Raw genomic sequence first — 25,132 nt, forward strand, 5'->3', positions numbered from 1 at the left:
AACAGTCCTCTTTTTTGCGTATACAGCTTGAATTATTATCTTTGTTTAACAAAATATTTATTTGACATTATACCTTGATTTGATGCGGTCTCGTTTCCGGAAAAACGGTACCATGTCAAACTGCAGATCAATATATAATATTTTTAAATACCGCGCCCATTTTACATTGCTAATCTTAAGAAAATTATAAAGCGTTAAATTTATGTTTTTTAATATTTAATATAGATAAAATTTGCGAAACTTTCTCTCCGTGTCTACTGAAAAACCTCATGAAACCTCGATGTCGCTTTTCAGTTTTCTGCCGCCGGAGATTTCAAAGGTATTGCGTTCATAGAAGGCCAGCGTCCTGTCAAACTCCGGCAGGGGAGGCGTCGTCACCTCCAGCCGCTTCCACCCTCTGGCCGCCGCGAAATCTTTGGCGCGCTGCAAGAGCGCCACACCTACGCCCATTGAACGATAGGCGGGGCGTACGTAGAGTTCCGGAATCGTGCCGTAGGCCCCTTCGGTGTAGAGGGCATAACTTTCATAGAGTGATATGAATCCGATCGCTTCTCCGGTAACGGGGTCCCTGGCGAGAAAGACGTAATAGACGCCACGGGACAACAGCTCCGCAGCCCGGGTTTCCGTCTCTCCCTGATGAAAACGGAAGGCTTTGACGTTGATGCGGTCCATGATCTCCTGGAGCAGTTCACCGGTCATGACGGCGATGTCGCGGGCATCTTCCGGTGTGGCGCAGATGATAGTGGGGTGCATGGTCTCTCCTTGGTGTCGGTCTGAAGGGGGGCGTCTCAGGCTTTTGCAATCAGAACGGTGCCTGTGCCGATCATGACGCTCCCGGCCATACGCTTCAGCTGTTGTTGCGACCGTCCGCTTTTGAAAAGCATGCCGGTCCTCGCGGCGGAGAAGGCGTAAAAGAGCATGACGGAGCCGAGTATGGACGTGAGTGCAAGCACGATAAGCAAGACCTCAACACTTTCCAGGGCATGCAGGTCGACAAAGGCGGGGAGAAAGCCCAGATAGAAAAGGATGACTTTCGGATTGCCCAGCGTGATGGAGAGGCCGCTCAGAAACCCGTACTTTTTGGATGCCGCAACGCGTACCTGTTTCGGCGGTGAGCGCCACAACTGCATTCCCAGCCAGATGAGATAGGCGGCGCCCGCATATTTGATCACGACAAAGAGGGCAGCGAAAACCTCGGCGACGGCCGCAAGGCCGTAGATGGCAGCCAAAAGAAAAACCAGATCGCCTGAAACGATCCCGGCAATAACGGGCAGGCTTGCTTTGAAGCCCGATGCCAGTGCTTTGGAAACCGTGATGAAGACTCCGGGACCGGGGGTAACGGCCAGCAAAAACATGGCGGCCGAAAAAGCCGCAAGGTCGTACACGCTCATCGATCTCCTTTCATACTATGGGTAAGCAAATGCATTAGTTATACCTTTTAGCACAAAGCGCCTCTCCGCCGGGTCGATTCCCCAGGGATTTCAGGCATCCACTCTGTCCCCGTGGCTCGGCGGCGTAGAGACCACTAAAAACTCCAAATCCTGCACGTGTTCGTTTATCAGGGAGTGCGCGATCCCCGCGGGGACGTGAAAGCCTTCCCCGGGCGCCAAAATATATATTTCACCCGCGACCTCAAGGGTTGCAATGCCGGAAAGTACATAGAAAAACTGCTCTGCACTGTTGTGGAGGTGGCGCGTTTCCGATGCGCCCTGCGGCATGCGTTCGCGGATAACGTTCAGGCTGGCTGAAACGGCCAGGTGCCAACCGTCACAGTTCTCCCCCCATCCATAATGATCGCTGTTTGTAATAGAAACGACAGACAATGCAGACTCCTTTATTGACTATGCTGAACTGTTAGGCAATGCCGGAAAGACCGGACAACCGCGCATATTATTGAAGCCTTCCTCGGAACCGAAGATGAGTGCTTCATTTTCTTGTCCATCTCCGAAAGAGATGATTCAGTTGTCAGCTATGATATCTCATTTTTTGCATCCTGTTCATAGGAGCATTCACGTTCGGATCTGCTTCGCAGTTTCATCTGCCGCTGTGATGAGGTTGACAATGATGCTGAGGAAGATAACGAGCGATGAAAAAAAGGCGCTATTCCAGCGTGCTCTCCAGTTGTTTCGAGAGACCAGGACCACTACGAGCGGGATGAAAAATACATACCCGAGGACATACGATATGGAACCCTGGCCCATCAGATAGGCAAAATAGGTATTTGTCAAAACGAGCAGCGTCGTCAAAACAACAATAACAATATGGGGGTTTGGGTTGTCGTCAACGTTTTCTCTCCGCCTGAGATACCACAGACTCGGCAGGGCGCCGAATACCAGGATAATCAGTGAAAAGATCGCGATTTCAAGCATAGTTTTGGATTCCTTTTATGAACTAAGATGGTATCTGGCGTTAAAGAGAGCGTGAAGGCATGCGGACGATGCCTATCGCCATATTCCTTTTCGCTTCTGTTCTCTCAGAACAGCGAGAGCTTCTTCTCTGATCAAGGTGGGATTGACCTCGAGGATCTCTTTTGCGACGGCTTGCAGTGCAGGGAGATCGCCGGCCTTCATCGCCTCCAGCGCCATGCGGACCTTGAAATGGATCTTGGCATTACTGGAGAGGGACCATTTTGCGGATGCCGCGGTCAGGAACAGATTGATGTCCTGACGTTCGTCCAGGTGCTTTAGCAAAGCAATGATCGCATAGAGATATTCAAAGTCGCCGGTCGTGAAGAAACAGGCCCAGTACATATCGACTTTGGCCGGGGAGAGGGGTGCCGCATCCAGCAGCGCACTCGGCGATCGGCGCAAGGCGTCCATTAAGAGAGATTTGGCCGGTTCCCTGATGCCCTGTATGGTCTTCTCCCACTGCGTTTTCCGGGTAGCGTCATACATGGAAAAGAGCGAACTGAACGACATGAGTAACAGGGCTTTCGCGTTGGGGTTGGAGGCCATCTCGGACGACCCTAAAAAAGTAATGGCGCTGTCAATCAGCTCCGGTTGGGGATGGAGATAGAATGTATGAACGAAACCCTGGAATTCATTCATCGTTGTAATGTTCTCAAGCTTTTGGGTTGCCTGCACGGCGATGCTTAATAGAAGGACGAGCGATAAAACAAGAAGCTTCTTCATGTCTACTCCTTTGAAGCGGACACTCTCCATACGCTACAGCACTATAGCAGGACGAGCTTTGTCGTTGCCGTAAGGCGCCCAACAACTAACAGATAAGAACCATTGTACATGTTCAAACTTATTCCAACCAAAACTATTAATGTTAATTGTAGCTGAATCGACTGTTTTGTTTGATGGATTGAGGAGAAACAAATATGCCGTCCTTCGATGCGGATGAGTGGGGAACCCCCGTCTATGCAGGTATTTGGGCAGGGCTGCGGAATGGATAGCGCAGAAGACATGGAAGCAAAACGTGAGGACTCTCCCGATCGTTGCAAGCGGCCACGGCACTGCCATATGGAATTTAAGCAAATCGAATAAACGCTAATATACAATATATGATGCTTAGAAACATAAAGTAAAAAGGAGGTGGATCAGATGATGAGAGTACTTATTGTGGCGATCTTTTTACTGACAGGAGGGATAACAATGGCATCGGAATTAACACAGGAAGAGCAGATCAAGCAGTTGGAGGACGAGACCAAGCTTTTAACGAAAAAATCGGCATTGGTACAAGCGCAAAAAGCATTGGCGGATGCCGAGGCGGAGATGGATTCTGCGCAACTTCAAAAGATCAAAGCGGCACTGAGCGAGTGGAAGCTCCCCGAGGGGAACAAGGGGACGGTGACGGTCTCGGATGGGAAGGATAACACGGCGCTGCTTCGGAGCAAGCGCCCGATGCTGGCGTTGATGGACGAGATCGCCGATACGCTGATTGACCTCTGCCCAGAGGGCGCCGTTCTGGTCTCGGAGGCGGAGCTGAAAAAGGCATATATGTCAGCATACACGCTCCGTATGATCGACGAATCGATTGCGGCGCTGCAAAGCTTCAATGCGCAAGCGACGCAGCCCTCGCCAGGGGAATCCATGAAAATGCAGGGAATGGCCGCTGCGATATCGTTGCTTGGCGTCGTCCCGGAGGTCATCGAGAGCGTTTCCAAACTCTTTCGCGTTGACCGCTCCATCACGGTGTTCAATGATGAAGCGGAGGCGGAAACGATCCTGAAAAATCTGCTGGATTCAAAAGCGAAAAGCAGATTTGTGACCCATCCGGCAGCCGTGGGTGGCAGAGCCCAAAAGGAGGCAGAAGCACTGTTGGAAAAAAGAACCACTATGAGCCGCGAACTCGGCGCTGCCATGATAAACCTGGAACGCGCTAAAAAGACGTCGGAGGGCGATGGCGCCGTTCTGGCCATGGTAGAGACGGACATTCAGCATGCCAAAGCACTGCTGGAGACCCTGAATAAGAGCGAGGAGTTCTGGACTCAGGTTGAGGGGCAGATGATCGCATCGTCGATCAAGGAGAAGGATCTTCTTTTTCTGAAAACGTCGGTCCAGACGCTCCAGGTTAAAGAGTCCCGTTGGTACGCGAGTGACAAGTTGCTTGCCGTCGGTGAAGTGCAGGTCCTTTACCGGCTGACAGACCCCGACGGGGCGGTGAAGAAGGCCGGCGTCATTTTGAAATCTTCCAGGGCGGAAAATCTGTGCCTCGATAGGCTGCAACCTGCGGAGTGGCCGCAGCCGTAACGTGCATACATTCTATCAGGAACCGTGATGAAAGGAACGCCTGTTGATGCAGGGTTCTAAGCGCGGCGTTGAGGCCGTTATTTATTTGAATAGAGCGGTTCATCCACCTGCTCATGCCACGTTTCATCCAAAAGTTGGAACGTCCGGAATATCCCTAGACATTTCCGTACGCAGGTCAGTTTGAAAATTTTTCCCGAATGGTGTCGGCGATTTCCACCGGCGTTTTCAACTGTGCGAAACAGCTCTGCGTGCCGCAGAGCATATAGTTTTTGTTATGGGTGGCTTTGACGCGAACGTAGGGGTAGGTAACCTCGGCCAGGGACGGCGCGGCCATAGCCAGTTTGTCGGCATTGGCTTTGACAAGCAGGTCTTCGAAGCGGTAGCGGATCGCCTGGTTGAAGAGGTGGGGGTAGCTGATGGGTGCTTTCACCAGTTTGGCGGAATAATACTGCAGGGTTGTGAAGGCGAACTGCCGGTAGCTGTCATCCTGGAGCATGCCGAGGCTCAGCAGCAGATCGACGATCACGCCGATGGAACCGGGGTAGAGCGCGTCTGCCGGGTCCGCCTCCGTCGTGAACGCCCCGCGACTCAAATACCAGCGCCCGTTCTCATAGAACTCTTCCAGCGCGAAGTCGGCCATCCGCTGCGCCTGCATGAGCCAGACGTTGTCGTAGGTCGCTTCATACGCTTTGATAAACGCGGTGCCGAGGTAGGCGTAATCTTCCAAAAAGGCGCCGACCTTCGGGCTGCTGTGAATGAGCCCCGAGTGAAAGAGCGCTCCCTGGGGCATCACGAAATCCATAAGCGCCTCCAGCGCATCGATGGCCTTTTGCGTGTAGCTGGAGTCGGATTTCCCCAGCTCGAAGAGGCCGCGGATCATCATCGCGCTCCACGAGGTCTGCACCTTTTTGTCGATAAAGGGGTATTCGCGCGCTTCTCTCAGGGAGAGCAATACTTCCCGTACGGCGTCGAACCACTCCGGGCGGTCACCGGGCGCCTCGAGCCAGACGATATTGCGGCCCATGAAATTGCCCTCCGGCGTCACATGCAATGTGGCGAGGATCGTTTCCGTATCGTCTGCGCTGAAACCGTGTTCGAGCAGTGCGGTTTTGGCCGTGTCGTAGTCAAAAGTGTAGTAGATGCCCTGTGCGCCTTCGGTGTCGGCATCGATGGCGGAGTAGAAGAGGCCGTCTTCCTGCATTTTCCCGGTCATAAAGTCGGCGATCTCTATGGCTATTAGGGAATAGCTCGCGTCATTCAACATACGTCCGGCACGGGCGTAGAGCTCGCAGTGCAGCCCGTTGTCGAAGGTCATCTTCTCAAAACGGGGTATGAGCCAATCTACATCGGTGCTGTAGCGGCAGAAGCCGCCGTCGATGAGGTCGTACATGCCGCCCCGGTGCATCGTGCTGAGCGTCTGCGTCAGCATCTTCTCGGCATAGGGATTGTTCTGCAGCAGCACGATGTCCAGCAGCGCGTTAAGGGTGTAGATCTGGGGGAATTTCAGATCATTCGAAAAGCCGCCGCTGTTTGGCTCGAAAATGCGCAGCGCCTGTTTGACGAAGCGCTGGATCAAGGTGGCATTGAGCTGTTTGACCTCGATGGCTTGCGAGGCAGGTTTGTCCAGATAGGCCTGAATCTCGTCTGCACTTTTGAACAGGCTTTTATCTTTTTGCGCCACTTTGGTCGCAATCAGTTTGGAGAGCTCCGTGAAACCGATCTTCTCTCCGCGGGAATTCGGCGTGATGTAGGTCCCCGCGAAAATGGGCCGCTTGTCCGGAGTACAGAAGACGGAAGTGGGCCATCCGCTCGGTTTGCGGTTCAGCAGGTGGTGTACCTCCTGGTAGTATTTGTCGATATCCGGGCGCTCTTCGCGGTCAACTTTGATGCAGATATAGTGTTCGTTCAGGATCGCGGCGATCTTTTCATTGCTGAACACATCGCGCTCCATGGCGTGGCACCAGTGGCAGGTGCTGTAGCCGACCGAGATGAAAAGGGGGCGATCTTCCGTACGGGCGCGTTCGAACGCTTCGTCGCACCAGGGGTACCAGTCGATGGGGTTGTCTTTGTGTTGCTGCAGATAGGGCGAGTCTTCGAGTTCGAGTCTGTTGGGCATGGGTTTCCGATCTGTTTTGGAAAGGACTTTAACAAACGAATCTATGTTTACGCCGCGCGTATTGCGTAGTTAGCGATAGTCCTTTACTTATGTTCGATGTGCAAGATTCGCTCTTTTGGTCTCGAATGGGGTATTAAACGCCCCCTTAATTAGTGCGATAGATGATGTTTTTCGATGATCTCGGTAAAGGCCGCCTGGAGCACTGCTTCGTCCGGGAGCTCGCCACGCGCTGCTTTGCCCCGAAGATCGTAGAGCTCAAAAAGACGTGCAACATCCTCTTGGGCAAGTTCGAAGCCTTTTGCTTCTATTGACCGCAGGAGTCCTTCGCTGACAGCAATTTGGTGTTCTTTATGTGCCACTGTCCATGCCTCACCCATGTACCAGTAGACCACCATGTCAGTGACCGGATAATGTCCTTTTTTAATGTAGGTGTAGTCGTTAAAATATCGTTCCAGTCTATCCAATTGCATCTGCATCCTCCTGGTTCACATAACAGGAGGTGTGCAAAAGTCGGTCCCGACTGCTTTGTTGGCAACGAACTGCACCATGACTGTAGGCGTGATATTAGACGATGTATTTCCCGGTCCACTTGTGGAGCTCTTCCACGCTCATCGCCCTGGACCTGCGGTTGATCTCATACCCGTTTTTAAAGAGAATGAGCGTCGGGACGGAGCGGACGTTATAACGCGCTGCAAGTAAATGTTGCGTATCGGTATCGACTTTGAGGAAACGGGCCTTCATCGGCAGGGCTGCGGCCGCTTCTTCGAATGCCGGGGCCATCGTGCGGCAGGGGCCGCACCAGGGCGCCCAGAAATCGACTATTACCACGATGTCGCTGTTCCAGACATGTTTTATAAATGCCGCTTCATCCACGCCGACCGGTTTCGTCTCCAGCAGCGAAGCCTTGCAGTGCGTGCAGTCGGCTTCGCTGTAATGCTCCTGTACGGGAATGGTGTTGATCTCACCGCAATGGGGACAGACCATTTTTTGTGTATCCATGACGCTATGCCTTCTGTGTCTCGATCTCTTTCTGCTTCTCCCATGCAAGTTTCAAACTATGAAAGATGAAACAGTACATCGTAGACCGCCAAGGCTTTGTCTTTGAACACAAGAGATAAATAACGTTGAAAATGACCAATCAAAATGCCGCTTGCGGGTTTTTGATTGGTCTCCTCTGATTTGTTATCACTTAGTATTCAAACATTTTCACCAACACATTTGATATGTTCTTTGACACTTTTTCGTCGACGTCGCCGATTTTTTTTATCAATCTTGTTTTGTCGACGGTTCTGATCTGATCCAGCAGCACCAGCCCGTTTTTGTTCTCAAATTTTATCTTCGGCCTGAAGATAAAATCGAATCCTTTGCTGGTCATGGGAGCGACGATAACGGTTTTGAGGACATTCAGCTCGTTGGGAGAAATGACGATGCAGGGGCGTGTTTTTTGGATTTCAGATCCGACCGTGGGATTCAATTTGACCAGGTATATCTCGAATCTTTTAATATCGGCTACCATTCGTAGTCATCCAGATCGCTGTCATCGAGAAGATCTTCCAGGAACGCTTCGTCTGTTTTGCCTTTATTGGCCGCCAGAACGGTTTTGATGTTTTCGTCCCATGTCTCTCTCCCGGTATTGTTAACCGGTTTGATCAATAAGCCGCTTTCCAGAACTTCAAACTCCAGATTTACGTTTTCCAGATGCGCTTGCTTGATGATCGCTTTTGGAAGTCTGATACCTTGCGAATTTCCGATTTTAATTAAAGATGCCATATCGAACTCCTTCTATTTTCGTAATTATATTGTAATTACACAATGGCGTCAATTGGAGATGAGTGATAACGTTTAAAATGAGCAATCAAAAAGCCGCCCGCGGGTTTTTGATTGGTCTCCTTTGGTTTGTTAGTGCTTTTGAAATTCATTGTTTCTAATTCTTCTATCGATTTCACGTTCAACCGCTCCAATTGCATAATTTTTATTTCCACCCTGAATCGTACCTACAATTTTATGCCCGCAATTTTCACAAATAAAGTTAGTCTGATTAGTTTCAAATAATGAACGGCGACGAGTCGGTTCATTGTAAACAAGAGTAGCATCACAATTAGGACAATAGCACCAAAGATTAGATATTTGATTTCCTACCCAGTCCCATCGCCAGACAAGTCCGTATATACTGTCTTCAGTATATGATTTATATTCTGGAATAGTAGCTTCACCTTTAAATGCTAGAAAAATATTTATTAGGCCGATAAATGCAAAAATAAAAATGAGTAACCATATCCAGCCAGGCAGTGCATAAGTTGCGTTGAGTGCATTCCAGCACCATAAAATACCAGACCATATCCAAGAGAAAAAACTAATTGCGTACTCACGCAACTTTGGAATGACTAAAATAATAATGCCAGCAATGGTCGATGCAATTACCCCATTTCTGATCGATTTATATGAACTTTCGATTCTAATTCCTTTATTACACTAACGTTTAAAATGAGCAATCAAAAAACCGACCGCGGGTTTTTGATTGGTCTCCTGTGACTTGTTATGCATACGTATATTTGTCACCAATGAATGACTCGGTATCCGACCAAGCCATGTATTCTTTTTCAAGCTTTCCAAATTCATGGAATAACTTCCCCAGCCTGTTAATAGCAGCGGCCTCCGTTTGAATACAGAACTCTACGATTTCTTTATATGGCAATTCACGATTATTGCAAAATCTGATTTGAATTGCAGTGCTGCCACTCGAATCAGTTGTAAAAACTCTAAATCTAAAATAATAAGAAAAACGATCTTCAGGTTTTTCGGAGCCTATCTCATACAAAAACACATCACTGCCATGTCTGGGGAAATGCTCTAAATGTTCTGCAATCTTTATCAAAGAGTCTGCATTATCGTAATACTCAAAACATGAAGAAATATTTCCATTCGACACATCCCATACAAGCTGAATATGATGCGGTTCTTCGTAAGGAATTCTTTCAAGTCTAATGTAATTACTCATATTTTCTCTTTTTGCATAACGTTTGAAATGAGCAATCAAAAAGCCGCCCGCGGGTTTTTGATTGGTCTCCTCTGATTTGTTATCTTATGACGATTATCCATTACTTGTGAGATTGTCTTCATCAGATGATTTTCTTTCAGGATTTAGCTGTACAGAAAAGAAGGAAATCGAACCGCCAAACCCAAGTTTATGTTCATATGTAAAGTCTATTTCCCCGTGTAAATCATCCAGATTGGTTATTGGGAAGATCAGCTCTGCCTTTTGGTTTGGTCCGATTTTATAGTTGCCAACATACCGAACAGTCTCTGCATTGAATTTTTTTACGTATTCTTTTGTTTCAGCGTCATCGCTATCTTCAAATGCCATTGCTTCTTGATGAAAGCCATTAGGAGCAGATAATCCCAAACTGTCATGCACATCTCTGGATACTTTGATGCCTGTAATAACAGTGTCATGTTCATTGTTTTGAATTTGAATAGTCAATTGATTGGCTTGTATTGGTAACTTTAGAGTTCCGGAAACCTTTTTGCCTGAATTTGATGTTGCTATGACAATGGGCTTGTTTTGAATGACGAAGTGCCAAATAAAGTATCCAACCAGGACTAATAAAATAATTCCGACATATTTCATAATTCGATTTCCTATTTCGTTCTTAGGGCTGCAAGTTTGACACGCATATCTTCATCCGGCTCTTTGTTCGGTTTATATCCAATAGACTGTAATACATTTGGAAAAATTGCTTTGTAGGACTCTGAAGCAAAAACTCTATCTCTAAGAATGGTAGATTCCAAACCATCCAGGAGCTTGTTTTTCAGATATGTCATATCTTCACCTCTGCGCACAAGTTCCTCGATTGATTTGAACCAAAACCTGTATTGATTCTCATCTTCCAGTGTTTCATACAATTTTTCTGTTGGCACATTTTTCAGGCTTTCGAATTTTTTGGCCAAAAAATAAAGTGCAGTTAGTACAACCACAATACCTATTCCCCATTCAAGCATTCATACTCCTTTTTAAGATAACGTTTAAAATGAGCAATCAAAAACCCGCTCGCGGGTTTTTGATTGGTCTCCACTGATTTGTTAGAAGTTTTCTTATGTCCAAAGTGGATTTGGGATTTCATTTTAGAGACTCGATAATTTTTTTGTTTTTGCTCACACTGTCAATTAAATCAAGCTTGATTTCAGGCCATTTTGCAAAGGATACATAGACGAAAGTGTCTGCGATTAAATCTATGAGGAAATCGTGTTCTTTTGTAAGAATGTCTTTTTGAGTATTTACATATTGGATATTATCGATATATTCTTCTTCGCCATGCTTGAACTTAATTTCAAAGTTTTTAGCATCATTTTCAGTGGCAATAGCATTGAGTTCTCTATAGTACATTCTATTCTTCTTGTCCATCTTGTTACAGATATTTTTCTCATCTTCTTTAGAATATGTTTTATCAGATAGATAATCTGAAATTGTATTGACTGCCTTGTTTAATGTTGCGTTGTTCTCTGGCACCATTGCATGTATGAGTTTTCCAATGGAAACGTTTGATACTACTTTTTCTTTACAAAGTCCATACATGACATTTCTTTCAGCTTCTAAAATTGGAGGAAAATCATTTGTATCGAGCAATAAATTACTTTTTAGAAAACTGTATAGGTCTTTTTTCTCTTCTTTAGAGTAAATATTATGTTGTAAACTCTCATACAAACTCTGGCGCACTATGTTTCCAACAACAAATCTAGTGATTAGTGACAAAGTATTCAAATCCTTTGTTGCATACTCTTTTACATCCGTCAAAATCGCTTTATAGATAACTAAAGACGTTTTTGTTTTTCCTATATGTTCTAAATATTTTGCGTATGCCAAAGCATAATAAACATCAGGTCGCGTCAAATGTGCTTTTTGCAATTGGCTGATGTCTTTTTTTTGAGACTTTTGTATGTAAGGTTCTCTGACAGTATTAAAAAATGACTTTTCGAAACGCTTTCCATCATTTTCAAAGAAACTTCTTAGTGGTTTCTTGGCTTCTAACCATCCTTGCTCGGCTACCATTTTTATATTAGCGATTTCGATATAAGTCGGCACATCAAGATTATTGGTATTTGCGAATAATATACTTATAAGCGAGCAGATGATTATGATGAATTTCAAAAGCATTCCTTGATATAACTTTTCTTCTAACTATTTATTCATTTCCAAACTGTATCAAATCGCTTGAATACCTATAGATACCCGGAAACTAAGAGTGTCCGGGTATTGGATATTTAATCGCAATATTAAACAAATTGAAATATATCTGTTAATACTACGCTTTTTTTCTTAAAATTATTTCTGTTTGAACGTCCTCGGTATTTTGATATTCGGACGAAGTGTCCGCATATCATTGAAATATGTGCTTATTGGACACTATGTCCTGTGTATTGAAGGATGGCAATTATGTCGAAAAAGAAACTTCTTGATCTTGCTCGGGAACAGATACGTCTCAGACATTACAGCATGCAGACAGAAAAAAGTTATGTCGGTTGGATGAAACGCTATATTTTTTTCCACCACAAAAAACACCCTGTCGAAATGGGCAAGGCAGAGATCGAAGCGTTTCTGACCCATCTCGCCGTAGAAAGAAACGTCAGTGCGACAACCCAGAACCAGGCCTTCAATGCACTGCTGTTCCTCTATACCCAGGTATTGGGCATCCCGTTGAAAGACCAGAACATCCAGGCGTTGCGGGCGCAGCAGAGAGTGCATGTCCCCGTTGTCCTGACCAAAGAGGAGGTCATCCGGATTCTTTCAGGGCTTGCCGGTGTCTACCAGTTGATGGCCTATCTCATGTACGGGTGCGGCCTGCGGATGAAAGAGGTGCTGCAACTGAGAGTCAAAGATATCGATTTCGGATTTGACCGTGTCTACGTCTGGGACAGCAAAAGTCTCAAGGACAGGACGGTGCCGCTGCCGCAGAAGATCAAACAGCGGCTTCGCCTGCAGGTAGAGTACGTCGAAGAGCTCCACCGGATGGACCTGGCTGACGGTTGCGGATCTGTCTATCTTCCCCATGCGCTGGAACGCAAATATCCCGCAGCGCACAAAGAAACGAAATGGCAGTATCTTTTTCCCATGAAGACGATTTCGACCGATCCGCGAACGGGCCTCCGGCGCCGGCATCACATCCTTGAAAGAACGTTCGGGAGAAATATAAAACTGGCAGCCGAGAAGTCCGGTATCCACAAAAGGGTGACCTCGCATATCTTCCGCCACAGCTACGCCACGCATCTGCTGCAAAGCGGCGTCGATATACGTTCCATCCAGGAACTGCTCGGGCACAAGAGCGTCGAGACGACGATGATCTATACCCATGTCGTCAAGGAGCTGAACAAAGAGAGCATCAAAAGCCCGTTGGACTTTTAATGCCTCTGTTCGAATGCCGAGAGGAAGGCCTGCTTATGCAGGGTTTTGAGCGCAGTATTGAGGCCGTTGGCATTGAACATGACGAGTTCGCGGTAGTAGCGCTGCAGCCGTTCAGTTGAGAGGACGGAACTGCCGCCTTTGAGGATCATACCGGTGGTGACTACAAGCAGGACGAGTTCGAAGAGCTCCACGCGGAGCCTGTCCAGTTCTTCGCCATCTTTTGTAGCGAGGAAGGCGGTTTTCAGTGCTTCCAGTTTCGCTTCGGCGGCGCGTCGGACTTCCGCATCCTCCAGGGCATCCACGGCGCCGAGGCCGATGCCGTAGAGGGCGTAGTGGATCGTTTTGGAGACGGATTTGTTCTTCGTGTAGGTGCCGAGGGGGTGCGAGGCGATGATGTGTTCCTCGAGCACTTCATAATTGTCGAGGATAACATCGACGGTGCGCATGGCATTGCCGACGAAGGTTTCGGTCACTTCGCCTACAACGAAGCCTTCTATGGGTTCGAACGGCACTACTGCCTGAAACTCTCGGCCTTCGCAGTGAAAGCCGATGACAAGGGTGTCAAAGATGCCGTAGCCGCTGGCCCATGTCAGCCGGCCGCTGAGGCGGTAGGTGCCGTTTTGATGCGTGGCCGATACCACCGTGACGGGGGCGCGCAGGTGGTTGATGGCGATCCCGCAGCGTCTGGCCAGGTAGGGCTCCATCAGCGCAAAACGGTTTGCGTGCATGATCTTGTTTGCCGCGAGGATCTGGATGGTCAGGAAAGCGAGGCTGCCCGAGCGGGGGGCGAGGGTCGTGAAGAGCCGGAACTTCATCGTCTCATGCAGGTCGGAATCGTAGCGGTGAAAGGCAAAGACGCCCGCATCGTAAACAAGATCGAAGGCGCTTTTCAGCGCGGCGGTCTCGCTGTCAAGACGGTAGAGCGGCAGGGTGTCGAGCTGCGCCGCCGTCGCGTCGAGCTGTCGGGCGTAATGGGTCTCGTCGTATGGAAGAATGGCGGACTCCTTGGGCGGCCGAGGGCCGGGAAATTGTTTGAGCGGCCTAGGCCTCTTCGGTTGGATTGATCTTTTTGTAGGCGATGACGCGGAAAGGCTCGAAGCCCAGCTTGTCCCAGGTCGACTGCGCGGCGAGGTTCGACGCCATATAGCTCAGTTCGACGATGTCGATGGCCATGGAGCCGAACCATGCCTGAATCTTTTCGTACATCTGCACGCAGTGGTTCGCCCGTCGAAAACGCGCGTCGACGTAACAAAGCCCGATCCAGCCGACGAGTCCCAGCCCGGAAGCGCTCAGGTGCGACGGGGCGATTTTGCCCATGATGCAGCCGATCTCCTCCTGCGCGTTTTGCAGGATGAAGGTCCGCGCTTTGCGTTCGTCGAGGTACTCCAGCAGGTACGTCTCCATCTCCTCGACGGTCAGCGCACCGAACCCCTTGCAGTAGGGGTCTTCTCCCTGTGCCATCAGATAAAGAAAGGTCTTGTGGAGTGCTTCCGTGAGGAAGGGCAGGTCCTCTTCCGTCGCCCGGCGCAGTTCGATAGCCATAGCACCCCTTTGGTTCATCTGCAGGTATTCTACTCTGCCGGCGGTTCAAATACACTGTGCACACGGGGCTCCCGCCGGTGCGGACGAGTGCTTTTTTCCACGGTTCAATAGCCCGGAAGCCCGTTCTCCCGGCCAGTCTGCTGGGAGTGTACGTGGGAAGGAAGATGCATTCGGGAATGGGTGAATTAATGAGGTGTGCTGTCAGCACACCCCGGGTCAGGTGAATGCCGGCGGCACGGGGAAGCGCGCATCCATGCGCCCCTGGTTGGTGGCCAGCAGGCCGGCGAGGGAGACGATGCCGTGGTCGATGAAGTCGATCGGATCGAGCGGACTCGTGTGTGCGGTGTCTTCGAATCCGGTCAATTCTGTGAATGTCAAATCGGTGCCCTGGTTCATGATATCGCCCGGGATTTTCGGCGCATTGTGGCCGCTGGGGATATCAAAGGCCAAGAGGCTGTGAATGATTTCGTGCGACATGATGCTCCCGAGCAGGCGGCCCAGCAACGTGGTGGCAAAGCTTTCCAGGTCCGCCGTCATGGTTTGGTTCTGGATCTGGATGAGCAGCGCCTGGACTTCGATGCTGATCTCGTGCGAGTTCGAGTCGTCCAGTGCTCCCGGGTAGATGTCAATGGTCTCGTTGAGAACGGCAGCGCCTGCCGGTGTATGGGTGACCCCCGGTGTCCCGGCATAGATTGCCGGCGGTTCGTTGTGAATCTTCAGCGTCGTCACATGGTTCGCGGGAAGATGGGCGGGCACCGTCTCGCTGAACGGGCCGACGCGCCAGATTGTGCGGACATTCGACGTTCTGAGCAGATGGTCGCACACCTCTTTCGCTTCCTGTAGTACTTCGTTCTTCTTGGCGTCCAGTTTGAACTGCGCGAGGAAGTCGTCAAAGGGCGTCGGCGACGCAATGGCATCTTCGTCGATGGTGACAAACTGGGGAATGCAGAGCGTCAGTTTCTGGCTGGCCACGGCGCTCCCCGCGCTGTCGCGGACGGTAAAATCGAGCTCCTGCAGCCCCGGCTTCTTGCCGCGAACGATGGTCCGCAGGCTGTTCTGCGCGTCGATGTCCATTGCATCGACATCGGGGCGCGTCCAGCGGTGCGAGCCGCCCGAAGGGGCGTTGTTGATCTGTGCCGCGACTTCAATGACGCCGCTTTTATCATCCCTGGAGGGGAAGAACGCCCTTGAATCGGGGCTGCTCTGCGGGGTCGGCAAAATGATCGCCGTCTTTGTCGAAAATTCCAATTCGGCCGCCGCGTCCTGGGGACGGGCATCGACCTCGATCTGCTCGCCCGACGGACGGTTGACCTTGACGGAAGCTTTATTGTCCCCGGCGCTCTTCGCCAGGTCCTTGACCTCGTCCACAGTCGTGCCCTGCGCCTCTTTCTTCGTCGGTTCACCGACCATGGAGCTGAGCGCGCTGTAGGAGAGGCCGTTCGCCTGCATATCGGAGATCTGGTTTTTCTTCTTGGCGTCGTCGATGGTCTGCAGGGTTTTGCCGATATCTTTTTTCATTGCCGTCTGCTTCTTCAGATCCGCCGCCATGCCCGCCAGGTCGGTAACGCTTTTCGAGGTGGTCTCGAGGGCTTTGATGGCGTTGGCCTGGGTGCCGGCGAGACCGGTCATGTCTTTGAAGGCGTCGCTCTTGCCCAGCAGTTCGAAGGCGGCGCCCAGGCCGGTCGGGTCCGGGGCGTTCGGTGCGGTCTGCATATTGATGATGCTCGACGGGAGATCCTTGACCTGCAGGCTTCCCACGTCCGACTGGCGGCTGTCGGTGGAGACAGGGGCGATCGGCGTCGGCGTCGTTCCGCACGGCTCGTCCTTGAAGCGCCAGTGCCGCGTATCGTCGATCGGTTCGCAGCTGTTGCATTTGCCCATGACGGATTCGGCGTAGACGCCTTTGGTCGGAACGCTGATGCGGAACGGGTCGGGTTTCGTCGCGGTCTTGTAATGGCCGATAAGGTCCTCGACATTCCTGAAGACGGGGTCGAGCCTTTCGCCCGGGACGACCTTGAGCACGAGGTTGTTCCCGACGACGCCCATCACCTTGTTCTCGACGACGCTGGCAACGCTCTTGTTGCCGGAGTTGGGAGCGATGTAGCCGTCGAGCAGGCCGAAGAGGCGGCTGGCATCCAGGCTCGTCCAAATGACCTTGTGCGACAGTTCCAGATGTTCGTTTAGGTGGCTGACCAGCGCCGCGGCGGCTTTGCGGTCCTCTTTGCGCGGGTCTCTCAGTTCCTTGTCCGTCAGCGGTGTATACAGCAGCGCGGCATCGGTCACCACTTCAATCGTGGGATCGAACCAGACGCCGCTGACCTTGACGATGTTGATGATGTCGTTGTTGACGCGGCCGTTTCGGACAATGTAGCTGCTCATATGGTTCGTCCGATAGTGCAGATAGGCCGTGCGCAGGATGATCTTTGACGAGGCGTGCACGGTCGTATTGGCCCGGAAACGGAGGTGCTGGATCTGGCGGCGCGTCACGGTCGGGATCTCCTTGCTGGCGATGTTCACCTGCAGCGCGATCCCTTTGCGGTAGTTGGACATCAGGGTGTAGTCCAGGTCCAGGCGCACTTCGCTGCCGCTCTCGTCGATCCCGTAGATGTCGATGGTATCGATAAATTTGCGTACGATCTCCGGTGCGTAGTCCGCTTCGAAAATGGCGTCTTTTTCCGCTTCGGTCAGCGGGACCTCTTTGTCGTAGGTGAACTTCAGGACGTAGGGATACCAGAAGAACCACTCCTTGAGCTCAACGGTCTCCGTAATGGTTTTCGTCTGCTCCTCGATCTGGCTGATATAGGGGCGTTTCAGTTCGAAAGAGATGGAGAAGTGGCCCGAAAAGTTCTGAATGGTCTCGTCGGCATAGCTCCCCTCCGGCAGGTCCGAGTCGGCGTAGTTGTTCGCCATGCGTTCAATGGCATCAAATCCGCGGCGCAGCTGCGTACCGTAGACCGCCCTTCGGAGCGTGTCTTTCCAGCGCAGGATCTTCGCATGGTCGAAGTCCGACATCGGCAGGGGAACGAAGAGGCACTCCTGCACATCCGCAAGCTCCTGTTCGATGGCGTAGTGCTTCAGCACTTCGAAATACTCCACGGTCATGGCGTGGCAGTGGTTGTTGTTTTTGACGACCTCAGTCTGTACGGTCATCGTCTCGTTCTGGCCGACGGTCTGGACGACCGTGCTGCGCTGGCTGCGGAGCGACGAGGCCGACTGGGAGATGTTGTCCTGCAGGCGGTTCAGCGTGCTGCCGGAGAGGTTCCTGGCCGAATCCTGGTTGGCCGTCGAGCGCGACGAGGCGCCGGAGTGGGAGACCCCGCCGAAGAGGCCGCCGATTCCCCCGACGATCCCGCCGCCTATGCCCGCGCTCGTGCTGCTGGTCTTGTTGGTGGAGCTGGCGCTGATATTCTCCTGGAAACTCGAATTGATGATTTCACTGATGTCCCTGTCGCGGGAGAGGTCCGCCGTGAGCGACTCGGCGACCGTCTGCGCCTCCGTGCGTGATGCACGCTCTTCCCGGTCCCAGTCGATGATGGCGATCTGTTTCTCCTGGCAGGGGGCCAGCGGCAGGCTGTAGAGCAGGTCGCCGAGGGAGTAGCCGTCCGCTTTCCACTTCTGCTTGAAATGGAGGATATGCCCGTGGGCGATCGTCGTGTTCTCGTACACCGTCGGCGTTTCGTCCCAGTCGATGCTTGTCTCCACAGTCAGCTCCCTGCGGCCGGGATGGTTCGAGATATAGGCCGCTTCCAGCGCCTCGATCCGGGTAATGGCCGCGTAGATCTGCCGCTTGAGGGTACTGAGGGCACTCTTGGTGCTGTGGTAGTGTTGGACAAAATAGTCGTCCTCAAGCGAGATCAGAAGGTTGGAACCCGTCGTATAGAAGGTGTGAAAGCGCTCCAGCAGGCTGAGAAAGGCGGAGATGCTGGTCACGTAGGTATCGTAATTGTCGCGGATCGAGAGAATTTCGCCCAGGGTGAAGACCGTCTTGTTGCGGAGGGTCTCCCTGATCTGCTCGAACTGCTGCATAATGCAGAGTATTCCCATTGTATCGGTTTCGCGGGTGGGGCAGGGTTCGAAGGTATAGAACCCCTTCTGGTCCACTTCGGCCAGTTCGGAGACGAGGCGCCTGAAGTAGCCGAGCAGCTCCTCCTGGTCCTGGGACTCCTTGGTCTGGAGATCGATGCTCCCGATCAGTTTTTCGGCACGTTTTTGCATGACGGTGATCAGCCCCGCGTCGACGAAAGGCTGCTTGACCAGTGACTGGAAATCTTTGATGTAGTCGTGTATCTGGTTCGGAATGACATTGCCGGCGAACAGGGTGCTGTTTTCCGCGTCGGCGTAGGTTTTGATGTGCCCCAGCAGGGAGGCGACCGTGGCGCGGTTCAGCGCGTCTTCGGAGGCAAGTGATTCACAGTATGTTTCCGCTTCCCGGGCCCCTTTTTTGCCGCAGTACGCGGCCGCGAGTTCGCGGTGAAGCTCCTGCAGCGCCGTTTTGCGGCGTGCCTGTTCGGCGAGGATTTTCAGCAGGGCGCTGAAATCCAGTTTGTATGAGGTCAGGTTCGCGGAACTGAATTTCAACTGCCCGACGGCGGTTTCCATCTTCAGGTGGTAGACGGGTTCGGTGGTAAACTGGGCCGTGCCGCTGCTGAACGAGCGCATCATGACCGGTTCCGCCACGGCGGTGGGCTGCTCCGTCGTCATCGCCTGCGCCGTCTTCTCGTCGTCGACCGTATAGGCGTTCAGCGAGAGCGTCTTCATGGAACTGTTCATGCGGCTGAAGACGCCGAAAAGCGTCTCCGAAATATCGAGCAGTTCCGTTTTGAGCTTTTTGCTCTCTTTGGCGGTGATCGTCAGCCCTCTGATCTCGGGCTCGGTCGTCCGCACGGTATGATAGAAACTGTACTCCTCGAGGGTGCGGTTCGGGATCGTGAAGTCGACACATTTGCCTCCAAGGTCCTGGGTAAAGGAGGGGTTGCCGATCATTTCGGCCGTCTCCGGAAGCGTCGGCGTGCTCCCGGTGTCTCCGATCCCTTCGGGAAGCGTAGAGAGGTCGGCGACGAGGAGGATGTTTTTGGGGATGATCTGCTTGTTCTCCTGCGTCGAGAGGGTGACGGGAATAGGGGTCTCCTCCAGGCCGGCGACGATGCCGTACGCCTGGGCATAGTCCTCGCTGCCGACACGGGCGAAGAAACTCCCGTCCTTGTTGGTCCGGACCGAAAAGAGCGGATGGAAGCCTTCGCTCCCCGGGTCGGCGTCAGGGTCCGTCGTCACCATGAGGACGACGGAGAGACCCGCAGCGCTGCGCTCGCCGGAAATGTCCACCAGCATGCCCGAAACGAGCCGGGAGTCGTCCGTGATAGGATTGGAGTCGCCGAAGGTGATGACCTTGGGGTCGACACCGATTTCCATCGGCTGCGTGTCATCTTCGGCGCTTGCGTCCGTATTGGACGCGTTGAGGCTGCCGTAACTGTAGATCTGCGAGCCGAGCAGTTCGCCGTCGGGCGCGTAGACTTCTACGGTGACGGATTGGCTGGCCAGCAGCTCCTGTTGGGGCAGGAAGAAACGGAAAGCGCCGTTGGGCTGGACATCGACACGGTCTTTGCTGTAGGTCGAATGGCCGCCGATCTCCTGAATATAGCTTACCTTCAGAAAGTGTCCAAGGTATTGGTCTGTGACGTCGGTGTCATCTGTCGGTTTCAAGATGCCGTTGATACTTACTCTGCTCATGCCGTATCCTTTAGAGTGAACAGTCGGGGGAATCTGACGCTGGTTCAGATAGGGGTTGACGGTTGCTTCCGCGTTTCAGAAAAATTCTTTTTTGTCGACATCCCAATAGCGCGTCAAAAAAACAGTGCATCGCCGGCAGGCATCTATCAAAACGGTACAAAAAAGCAGACACGATCAAGTTAACAGTAAAAAACTTAAATAACAATTATTTAACTTAAAATAGATTTTTTTCGTTTTCTCAGGGGATGGCAACGCCGACGGAATGCGGACCGTTCCGCGTCGTTCGGGAGAGGTGGCGGGTCGTTTCTCTTTCGGGCGCGGAGTGGGTTATGCGCGGGAGGAGAGCAGGGCAAAGAGCATGCCCAGAGAGAGACAGAGAGGAGAAAAGTATTGTGTGTCGTACGCCGCAAAATCCGTGGCGTTGATTTTTTTAAAAAATCCAACGGCATTGAAGTCGCCGACAGCCCGCAGAATGAACAGTATTGAGAGTACCCAGCCTGCAGTGAGAAGCGGTTTTGCAGGGGAGGCATCGACGTAAAGCGCGTAGGCCACAAAGGCACACCCGAACAACAAAAGCGCGACGGCAAAGGTGAGGAGGCGGCCGGGGTTGAGAAGGCGTTTGCCGTCCTTCGTCGGCAGCGCCCTGTTCAGGCCTGCTTCCCCGCCAAAGGCCCAGTAGATATGGAACAGAGCCGTTACGATCAGAAGCGTGATGGCGGCAAGGACGATAAGCGTCATTTTGGTTTTTTCGGCGCGTTGGGTTTCTGCTTCATAACCCGGATGCTGGCCTTCACCAGCTTTTCGACCAGCGCCTTCGGTATGGCTTTGTCTACCGGGAAACTGATGATGGATTTGGTCGTCGCGTAATTTTCAAGCTCCTCTTGATGCTCTTCAAGCACCGGAGGCCGCACATGCAAGCGGACATGGGGACGCTTGTAGCTGAACCAGGCGAACATGCCATGATAGTCATACCCCTCATAAAGATAACCGGGCATTTCAAAGTAACTGACGGTTTCCGTGGCATCCGGCGCGGCGGCCTCTATAATGCCGCGGATCTCATGCAAACGATCGCGTACCTCCTGCGGGTATTTTTCGATGTATGCGTCAACGCCTCCGGGGACGATCTCGGGGGATCTGCTATTTGCCTTTCGTGCCATAGGGCACCTCCAAACGTCTGGGTAAAGTGCTGTTGGCACTGAGGGGTGCCAACACCTGTTCTGATGGTTCCATCATAATCAAATAGTTCAAACCGGCCAAGAGCGATGAGAAAAAGCAGACGTGGAAAGGCGTGGCATCAAAAGCCCGGGGGCTTTTGGGCGGCGGGTGCGATATTGAGGCTTACGGCTCGTAGACGGAGACGGCTTTGCGCTCTTTGAACCCGAAGTGGCGCTCGAGGTCAGCGTTGTGCAGCAGCACCGGTACGACCATCAACGACGCGACGACGGCGGCGATGGTGCCGAAAATGAGTGCGACGCCCAAGCCGCCGAAAACGGCATCGCTGGCGAGCAGCGTCGAGGCGAGGATGATCGCCGTCGCCGTCAGGAAGATCGGCTTGGCGCGGGTGGCGGCGGCATAGGCGAGCGCTTCGGTTTTATGCATCCCTTTTTCACTCATCAGCGACTTGGTGAAGTCGATGAGCAGCAGCGAGTTGCGCGAGCTGATCCCGATCAGGGCGATGAAGCCGATCAGCGACGTCGCCGTCAGGAAGAAGGTGTCGGCGCTGAAGAGGTCCATAATGAAGTGACCCACGATGACCCCGATGATGGAGAGGAAGCTTCCCAGAAGGACAATGCCGCTGAGCGTAAAGCTCTTGTAGTAGACGACCATCAGCAAGAATATGAGCACGAGCGCGGCGATGAAGGCCCCGCCCAGGTCCCGGAAGGTGTCAAGGGTGACTTCCATCTCGCCGTCCCAGTGAAGCTCGTAATGGCTCCCCGTATTTTTGTCGGTGAGGGAGAGGTCGAAGAGGCCGCTCTTCTCGATATCGTACTGCTCGGAGAGGGTGTCGAGGATCATATGGCGCGCGTCCATCAGCGGGTAGACCTGGGAGACCATGTCCGTTTCGGCCACGACGTTGACCATCTGGTGCAGGTCCTTGCTCATGATCATCGGGTTGGCGCGGGTCGGGATGATGTCGACGACCTCGGTCAGCGGTACGAGCAGGCCGTTGCTATTCATCAGGCGCAGCCCGGAAAGCTTCTGTTCGAGGGCGCGTTTGTCCTTGCGGCTGAAGACCTTCGATTCCGGGCTCAGGGTCAGGAAGATCGGGATCTGTTCGTTGATCGTTTCGCTGTTCTTGACGGCGATGTCCATCCCCTCGAACGCGAGGTAGATGATGTCGTTGACCTGCTTGATGGAGAGGCCCGAACGGGTGATCTTCGTGCTGTTGACCTTGAGGTCGAAACGGTCGTAGAGCTCGTCGGCCATGACGTCGATGTCGACAAGCCCCGCCGTCTGGTGGAAGATGGCGGCGACTTTGCCGGCAAGCTCGCGGATACCCGCGGCGTCGCGTCCGTAGATCTCGGCAACGATGGCGGCCAGGGTCGGCGGTCCCGCCGGCGGTTCGACGAACTTGATGTTCGTGCCTTCTACGATGGGCTGGCACGCCTCCTGGATCACCGGACGGATGCGCTGGACCATCATGTAGGAGGGCTCGCCGCGGTCATGCTTCTTGGTCAGGTTGACGACGATCTCGGAGACGTTCTCCGAATTTTTAAAGTGGCTTCCCTTGATGAGGCCCGCGAAGTCAAGAGGCGAACCCATGCCGAGGAAGGTCTCCGTGTCGAGCACCTCCTGCTCCTTCTGGATATAAGAGGTGACGCACTGGCTGACGGCGTCGGTCTGGCGGATGGAGGAGCCGTTGGGCAGGTCGACGTAGATACTGAAGGTGTCGTTGTTCTTGCCCGGAAGCATCTTCGCCTTGACGATCTCGGTCGGGGCGATCATCAGCACGGAGAGGATGAAGGCAACGAGTGTCGCGATCAGGATTATCTTCTTCTGGGCTCTGCTCTGCAGTAGCGCGGTAATGAAGCTTTCGAACTTCTGGAAGATCATTTATGGCCTCCTTCATGTTTCGCATGGTCGGGACGGTGCATCATCCGCTTGGCGAAGTAGGGGGTAAAGATATAGGCGACGAAGAGCGACGCGATCAGCGCCACCGGAACGTTGGCCGGAATAGGTTTCATAAACTGCCCCATCATGCCGCCGACAAAGGCCATCGGGACCATGGTGAGGATGATGGCGAAGGTGGCGATGTTCGTCGGGGGCCCGATCTCGTCGGTCGCTTCGACGAGCAGGTCGTCTTTGGGCATGTCCGCTGACTCCACCGAGTGGAAGTGCCGGTGGATGTTCTCGATGACGATGATCGCCGCATCAACGAGGAGCCCCAGTGAGAGCAGGAAGGCAAAGAGGGTGATCCGGTTGATCGTCTGCCCGGTGATGTAGGCGATAAAGAGGGTGATCGCCAGGATGGCCGGGACGGTAAAGGTGACGATGAGCGATTCGCGCCAGCCCAGGACAAAGACGAGCAGAATCGCAATGATGACGATGGAGATGATGAGGTGGAAGACCAGCTCGTTGACCGCTTCATTGGCGCGCTCGCCGTCGTTGCGGGTGATGGAGTATTTGATGCCCGCCTTTTCGAGCATAGGCTTGAAGTTTTCAAGGGCCTCTTTAACCTCGTCGGCGATGACAACGGCATTGGTGCCTTTGAGTTTGGAGATCGTCAGGGTGACCTGCTCCTGCGCGGGGGTGAAGGTGTCGCCGTCGCGGGCGCTGATAGCGGCGGAACGGAAGTTCTGGATGTCGTAGCCGTCTTCGACCTTGGCGACGTCACGGAGGTGAATGGGCGCCCCCATGTACTGGGCAACGATGATGTCCTCGACGTCCTGGACGCTTTCGATGGCGTTCTTGATGCCCATAATGACGATCTCACCCTCAGTGGTACGGTTCTTGACGGCCGGCACGTTGTAGGCGAGGGCCTGGACCGCCTGGGTGATCTGCCCCAGCGAGAGGTTGTAGCCGGAGAGTTTGTTCAGGTCGACGAGGATGTTGTACTGGTGCTTATGCCCCCCTTTGAGCGCCGTGACGGCGACATTGGGCAGGCCGTTGATGGCGTGCTGGAGGTTCTTGACCGCATCGTAGAGCCGGGTGTCGTCCATCTTGGAGGGATCCTTGGCGTAGAAGGCCACGGAGACGATGGGGATGTCGACGTCGATGTCGAGGGGTTTGATGACCGGCTGCATCGCGTTTTCGGGGAAGATGTCGGCGTTCTGCATGATCTTGTCGTAGACCTTCAGATTCGAATCCTCTTTCTCCTCGCCGATGTAGAAAGCGGCGTTGACGATGCCGACGTTGTCCATGGCCATCCCCATGATGTGCTCGATGCCGAGCACCTCTTTCATCTTGCGCTCCAGCGGACGGACGATGACGTTTTCGACCTCTTTGGCCGTGGCGCCGGGCAGGGCGATAATGACGGTTGAACCGCTGACGACCATCTGGGGGTTCTCTTCGCGGGGCATGATCATCAGCGAGAGGTAGCCGATGGCAAGCAGCGTGATCCCCAGGATCATCGTCAGTGGGCTGTTGATGAAGTAGCGGGCAAGCTTACCCGCGTAATCCTTGGGCGTATAGGGTTTGTGTGCGTGCATCTGC

The 25,132-nt window shown here is 52.7% G+C and carries 24 protein-coding genes; 2 read left to right on the forward strand and 22 right to left on the reverse strand.

The annotated features are described in order from the left end of the window. Positions 1 to 267: 267 nt before the first annotated feature. The 5 genes from LOH54_RS04875 to LOH54_RS04895 form a co-directional block, all read right to left on the reverse strand. Complete coding sequence (locus tag LOH54_RS04875; protein ID WP_231020898.1) at positions 268 to 753, reverse strand: GNAT family N-acetyltransferase; 486 nt, start codon at positions 751 to 753, stop codon at positions 268 to 270. 35 nt (positions 754 to 788) lie between these two features. After that, positions 789 to 1,391 carry a LysE family translocator gene (locus tag LOH54_RS04880; RefSeq protein ID WP_231020900.1) on the reverse strand — a complete coding sequence of 201 codons (603 nt, stop codon included), beginning with the start codon at positions 1,389 to 1,391 and terminating at the stop codon, positions 789 to 791. A 90-nt stretch (positions 1,392 to 1,481) separates the two neighbouring features. Beyond that, the gene (locus LOH54_RS04885; RefSeq protein ID WP_231020902.1) at positions 1,482 to 1,823 is read right to left on the reverse strand and encodes a cupin domain-containing protein; all 342 of its coding nucleotides are present in this window, start codon (positions 1,821 to 1,823) and stop codon (positions 1,482 to 1,484) included. Positions 1,824 to 2,009: 186 nt separating this feature from the next. Then, the gene (locus LOH54_RS04890; protein ID WP_231020904.1) at positions 2,010 to 2,369 is read right to left on the reverse strand and encodes a hypothetical protein; all 360 of its coding nucleotides are present in this window, start codon (positions 2,367 to 2,369) and stop codon (positions 2,010 to 2,012) included. Positions 2,370 to 2,441: 72 nt separating this feature from the next. After that, entirely contained in the window at positions 2,442 to 3,131 is a 690-nt protein-coding gene (locus LOH54_RS04895; RefSeq protein ID WP_231020905.1) for a hypothetical protein, read from the reverse strand. Positions 3,132 to 3,548: 417 nt separating this feature from the next. Here LOH54_RS04895 and LOH54_RS04900 point away from each other — a divergent pair, with 417 nt between their 5' ends. Continuing rightward, on the forward strand, positions 3,549 to 4,697 hold the full coding sequence (locus LOH54_RS04900) for a hypothetical protein (RefSeq protein WP_231020907.1): 1,149 nt from the start codon (positions 3,549 to 3,551) through the stop codon (positions 4,695 to 4,697). 175 nt (positions 4,698 to 4,872) lie between these two features. Here the strand turns inward: LOH54_RS04900 and LOH54_RS04905 are convergent, their stop codons facing one another. The 10 genes from LOH54_RS04905 to LOH54_RS04950 form a co-directional block, all read right to left on the reverse strand. Next, positions 4,873 to 6,813 carry a thioredoxin domain-containing protein gene (locus tag LOH54_RS04905; protein WP_231020909.1) on the reverse strand — a complete coding sequence of 647 codons (1,941 nt, stop codon included), beginning with the start codon at positions 6,811 to 6,813 and terminating at the stop codon, positions 4,873 to 4,875. A gap of 149 nt (positions 6,814 to 6,962) precedes the next feature. Then, positions 6,963 to 7,283, reverse strand: a complete 321-nt coding sequence (locus LOH54_RS04910) for a hypothetical protein (RefSeq protein WP_231020910.1) — start codon at positions 7,281 to 7,283, stop codon at positions 6,963 to 6,965. A gap of 94 nt (positions 7,284 to 7,377) precedes the next feature. Further along, positions 7,378 to 7,812, reverse strand: coding sequence for a thioredoxin TrxC (trxC, locus tag LOH54_RS04915; RefSeq protein ID WP_231020912.1), 435 nt, complete (start codon positions 7,810 to 7,812; stop codon positions 7,378 to 7,380). Between the two features lie 190 nt (positions 7,813 to 8,002). After that, positions 8,003 to 8,329, reverse strand: coding sequence for a type II toxin-antitoxin system PemK/MazF family toxin (locus tag LOH54_RS04920; RefSeq protein ID WP_231020913.1), 327 nt, complete (start codon positions 8,327 to 8,329; stop codon positions 8,003 to 8,005). Then, the gene (locus LOH54_RS04925) at positions 8,323 to 8,583 is read right to left on the reverse strand and encodes an AbrB/MazE/SpoVT family DNA-binding domain-containing protein (protein ID WP_231020915.1); all 261 of its coding nucleotides are present in this window, start codon (positions 8,581 to 8,583) and stop codon (positions 8,323 to 8,325) included. The genes LOH54_RS04920 and LOH54_RS04925 overlap by 7 nt, the downstream gene beginning before the upstream one ends. 129 nt (positions 8,584 to 8,712) lie before the next feature. Further along, complete coding sequence (locus tag LOH54_RS04930) at positions 8,713 to 9,186, reverse strand: hypothetical protein (protein WP_231020917.1); 474 nt, start codon at positions 9,184 to 9,186, stop codon at positions 8,713 to 8,715. Between the two features lie 163 nt (positions 9,187 to 9,349). Next, entirely contained in the window at positions 9,350 to 9,811 is a 462-nt protein-coding gene (locus tag LOH54_RS04935) for a hypothetical protein (protein ID WP_231020919.1), read from the reverse strand. Between the two features lie 93 nt (positions 9,812 to 9,904). Next, positions 9,905 to 10,441 carry a hypothetical protein gene (locus LOH54_RS04940; RefSeq protein ID WP_231020921.1) on the reverse strand — a complete coding sequence of 179 codons (537 nt, stop codon included), beginning with the start codon at positions 10,439 to 10,441 and terminating at the stop codon, positions 9,905 to 9,907. A gap of 11 nt (positions 10,442 to 10,452) precedes the next feature. Continuing rightward, positions 10,453 to 10,812: a hypothetical protein gene (locus LOH54_RS04945; RefSeq protein ID WP_231020922.1), complete on the reverse strand. Its 360-nt coding sequence runs from the start codon at positions 10,810 to 10,812 to the stop codon at positions 10,453 to 10,455. A gap of 118 nt (positions 10,813 to 10,930) precedes the next feature. After that, positions 10,931 to 11,893: a hypothetical protein gene (locus LOH54_RS04950; protein WP_231020923.1), complete on the reverse strand. Its 963-nt coding sequence runs from the start codon at positions 11,891 to 11,893 to the stop codon at positions 10,931 to 10,933. 351 nt (positions 11,894 to 12,244) lie between these two features. Between LOH54_RS04950 and LOH54_RS04955 the strand changes: the two genes are divergently transcribed. Then, positions 12,245 to 13,210, forward strand: coding sequence for an integron integrase (locus LOH54_RS04955; RefSeq protein WP_255707525.1), 966 nt, complete (start codon positions 12,245 to 12,247; stop codon positions 13,208 to 13,210). Here LOH54_RS04955 and LOH54_RS04960 read toward each other — a convergent pair. The 7 genes from LOH54_RS04960 to LOH54_RS12920 all read right to left on the reverse strand — a co-directional run bounded on the left by LOH54_RS04960 (position 13,207) and on the right by LOH54_RS12920 (position 25,128). After that, entirely contained in the window at positions 13,207 to 14,025 is an 819-nt protein-coding gene (locus LOH54_RS04960) for a hypothetical protein (protein ID WP_231020926.1), read from the reverse strand. The genes LOH54_RS04955 and LOH54_RS04960 overlap by 4 nt on opposite strands. A gap of 226 nt (positions 14,026 to 14,251) precedes the next feature. After that, complete coding sequence (locus LOH54_RS04965) at positions 14,252 to 14,752, reverse strand: GNAT family N-acetyltransferase (protein ID WP_231020928.1); 501 nt, start codon at positions 14,750 to 14,752, stop codon at positions 14,252 to 14,254. A 216-nt stretch (positions 14,753 to 14,968) separates the two neighbouring features. Then, a complete protein-coding gene (locus tag LOH54_RS04970; RefSeq protein WP_231020930.1) occupies positions 14,969 to 20,479 on the reverse strand; it encodes a hypothetical protein in 5,511 nt (1,836 codons plus the stop codon). 327 nt (positions 20,480 to 20,806) lie between these two features. Beyond that, positions 20,807 to 21,217, reverse strand: coding sequence for a DUF3995 domain-containing protein (locus LOH54_RS04975; RefSeq protein ID WP_231020932.1), 411 nt, complete (start codon positions 21,215 to 21,217; stop codon positions 20,807 to 20,809). Further along, entirely contained in the window at positions 21,214 to 21,636 is a 423-nt protein-coding gene (locus LOH54_RS04980; protein ID WP_231020933.1) for an iron chaperone, read from the reverse strand. The genes LOH54_RS04975 and LOH54_RS04980 overlap by 4 nt, the downstream gene beginning before the upstream one ends. A 181-nt stretch (positions 21,637 to 21,817) precedes the next feature. Beyond that, positions 21,818 to 23,530, reverse strand: a complete 1,713-nt coding sequence (locus tag LOH54_RS12915) for an efflux RND transporter permease subunit (RefSeq protein WP_255707561.1) — start codon at positions 23,528 to 23,530, stop codon at positions 21,818 to 21,820. Next, the gene (locus LOH54_RS12920) at positions 23,530 to 25,128 is read right to left on the reverse strand and encodes an efflux RND transporter permease subunit (RefSeq protein WP_255707527.1); all 1,599 of its coding nucleotides are present in this window, start codon (positions 25,126 to 25,128) and stop codon (positions 23,530 to 23,532) included. The genes LOH54_RS12915 and LOH54_RS12920 overlap by 1 nt, the downstream gene beginning before the upstream one ends. Positions 25,129 to 25,132: the final 4 nt, after the last annotated feature.

Source organism: Sulfurimonas sp. HSL-3221 (genome assembly GCF_021044585.1).
Classification (GTDB): domain Bacteria; phylum Campylobacterota; class Campylobacteria; order Campylobacterales; family Sulfurimonadaceae; genus Thiomicrolovo; species Thiomicrolovo sulfuroxydans.

Bases quoted from the DNA above. Each gene is read 5' to 3' on its own strand.
- LOH54_RS04875 (WP_231020898.1), bottom strand. From the start codon at position 753: ATGCACCCCACTATCATCTGCGCCACACCGGAAGATGCCCGCGACATC.
- LOH54_RS04880 (WP_231020900.1), bottom strand. From the start codon at position 1,391: ATGAGCGTGTACGACCTTGCGGCTTTTTCGGCCGCCATGTTTTTGCTG.
- LOH54_RS04890 (WP_231020904.1), bottom strand. From the start codon at position 2,369: ATGCTTGAAATCGCGATCTTTTCACTGATTATCCTGGTATTCGGCGCC.
- LOH54_RS04895 (WP_231020905.1), bottom strand. From the start codon at position 3,131: ATGAAGAAGCTTCTTGTTTTATCGCTCGTCCTTCTATTAAGCATCGCC.
- LOH54_RS04900 (WP_231020907.1), top strand. From the start codon at position 3,549: ATGATGAGAGTACTTATTGTGGCGATCTTTTTACTGACAGGAGGGATA.
- LOH54_RS04905 (WP_231020909.1), bottom strand. From the start codon at position 6,813: ATGCCCAACAGACTCGAACTCGAAGACTCGCCCTATCTGCAGCAACAC.
- LOH54_RS04910 (WP_231020910.1), bottom strand. From the start codon at position 7,283: ATGCAATTGGATAGACTGGAACGATATTTTAACGACTACACCTACATT.
- trxC (WP_231020912.1), bottom strand. From the start codon at position 7,812: ATGGATACACAAAAAATGGTCTGTCCCCATTGCGGTGAGATCAACACC.
- LOH54_RS04920 (WP_231020913.1), bottom strand. From the start codon at position 8,329: ATGGTAGCCGATATTAAAAGATTCGAGATATACCTGGTCAAATTGAAT.
- LOH54_RS04925 (WP_231020915.1), bottom strand. From the start codon at position 8,583: ATGGCATCTTTAATTAAAATCGGAAATTCGCAAGGTATCAGACTTCCA.
- LOH54_RS04935 (WP_231020919.1), bottom strand. From the start codon at position 9,811: ATGAGTAATTACATTAGACTTGAAAGAATTCCTTACGAAGAACCGCAT.
- LOH54_RS04940 (WP_231020921.1), bottom strand. From the start codon at position 10,441: ATGAAATATGTCGGAATTATTTTATTAGTCCTGGTTGGATACTTTATT.
- LOH54_RS04945 (WP_231020922.1), bottom strand. From the start codon at position 10,812: ATGCTTGAATGGGGAATAGGTATTGTGGTTGTACTAACTGCACTTTAT.
- LOH54_RS04955 (WP_255707525.1), top strand. From the start codon at position 12,245: ATGTCGAAAAAGAAACTTCTTGATCTTGCTCGGGAACAGATACGTCTC.
- LOH54_RS04960 (WP_231020926.1), bottom strand. From the start codon at position 14,025: ATGAAGTTCCGGCTCTTCACGACCCTCGCCCCCCGCTCGGGCAGCCTC.
- LOH54_RS04965 (WP_231020928.1), bottom strand. From the start codon at position 14,752: ATGGCTATCGAACTGCGCCGGGCGACGGAAGAGGACCTGCCCTTCCTC.
- LOH54_RS04970 (WP_231020930.1), bottom strand. From the start codon at position 20,479: ATGAGCAGAGTAAGTATCAACGGCATCTTGAAACCGACAGATGACACC.
- LOH54_RS04975 (WP_231020932.1), bottom strand. From the start codon at position 21,217: ATGACGCTTATCGTCCTTGCCGCCATCACGCTTCTGATCGTAACGGCT.
- LOH54_RS04980 (WP_231020933.1), bottom strand. From the start codon at position 21,636: ATGGCACGAAAGGCAAATAGCAGATCCCCCGAGATCGTCCCCGGAGGC.
- LOH54_RS12920 (WP_255707527.1), bottom strand. From the start codon at position 25,128: ATGCACGCACACAAACCCTATACGCCCAAGGATTACGCGGGTAAGCTT.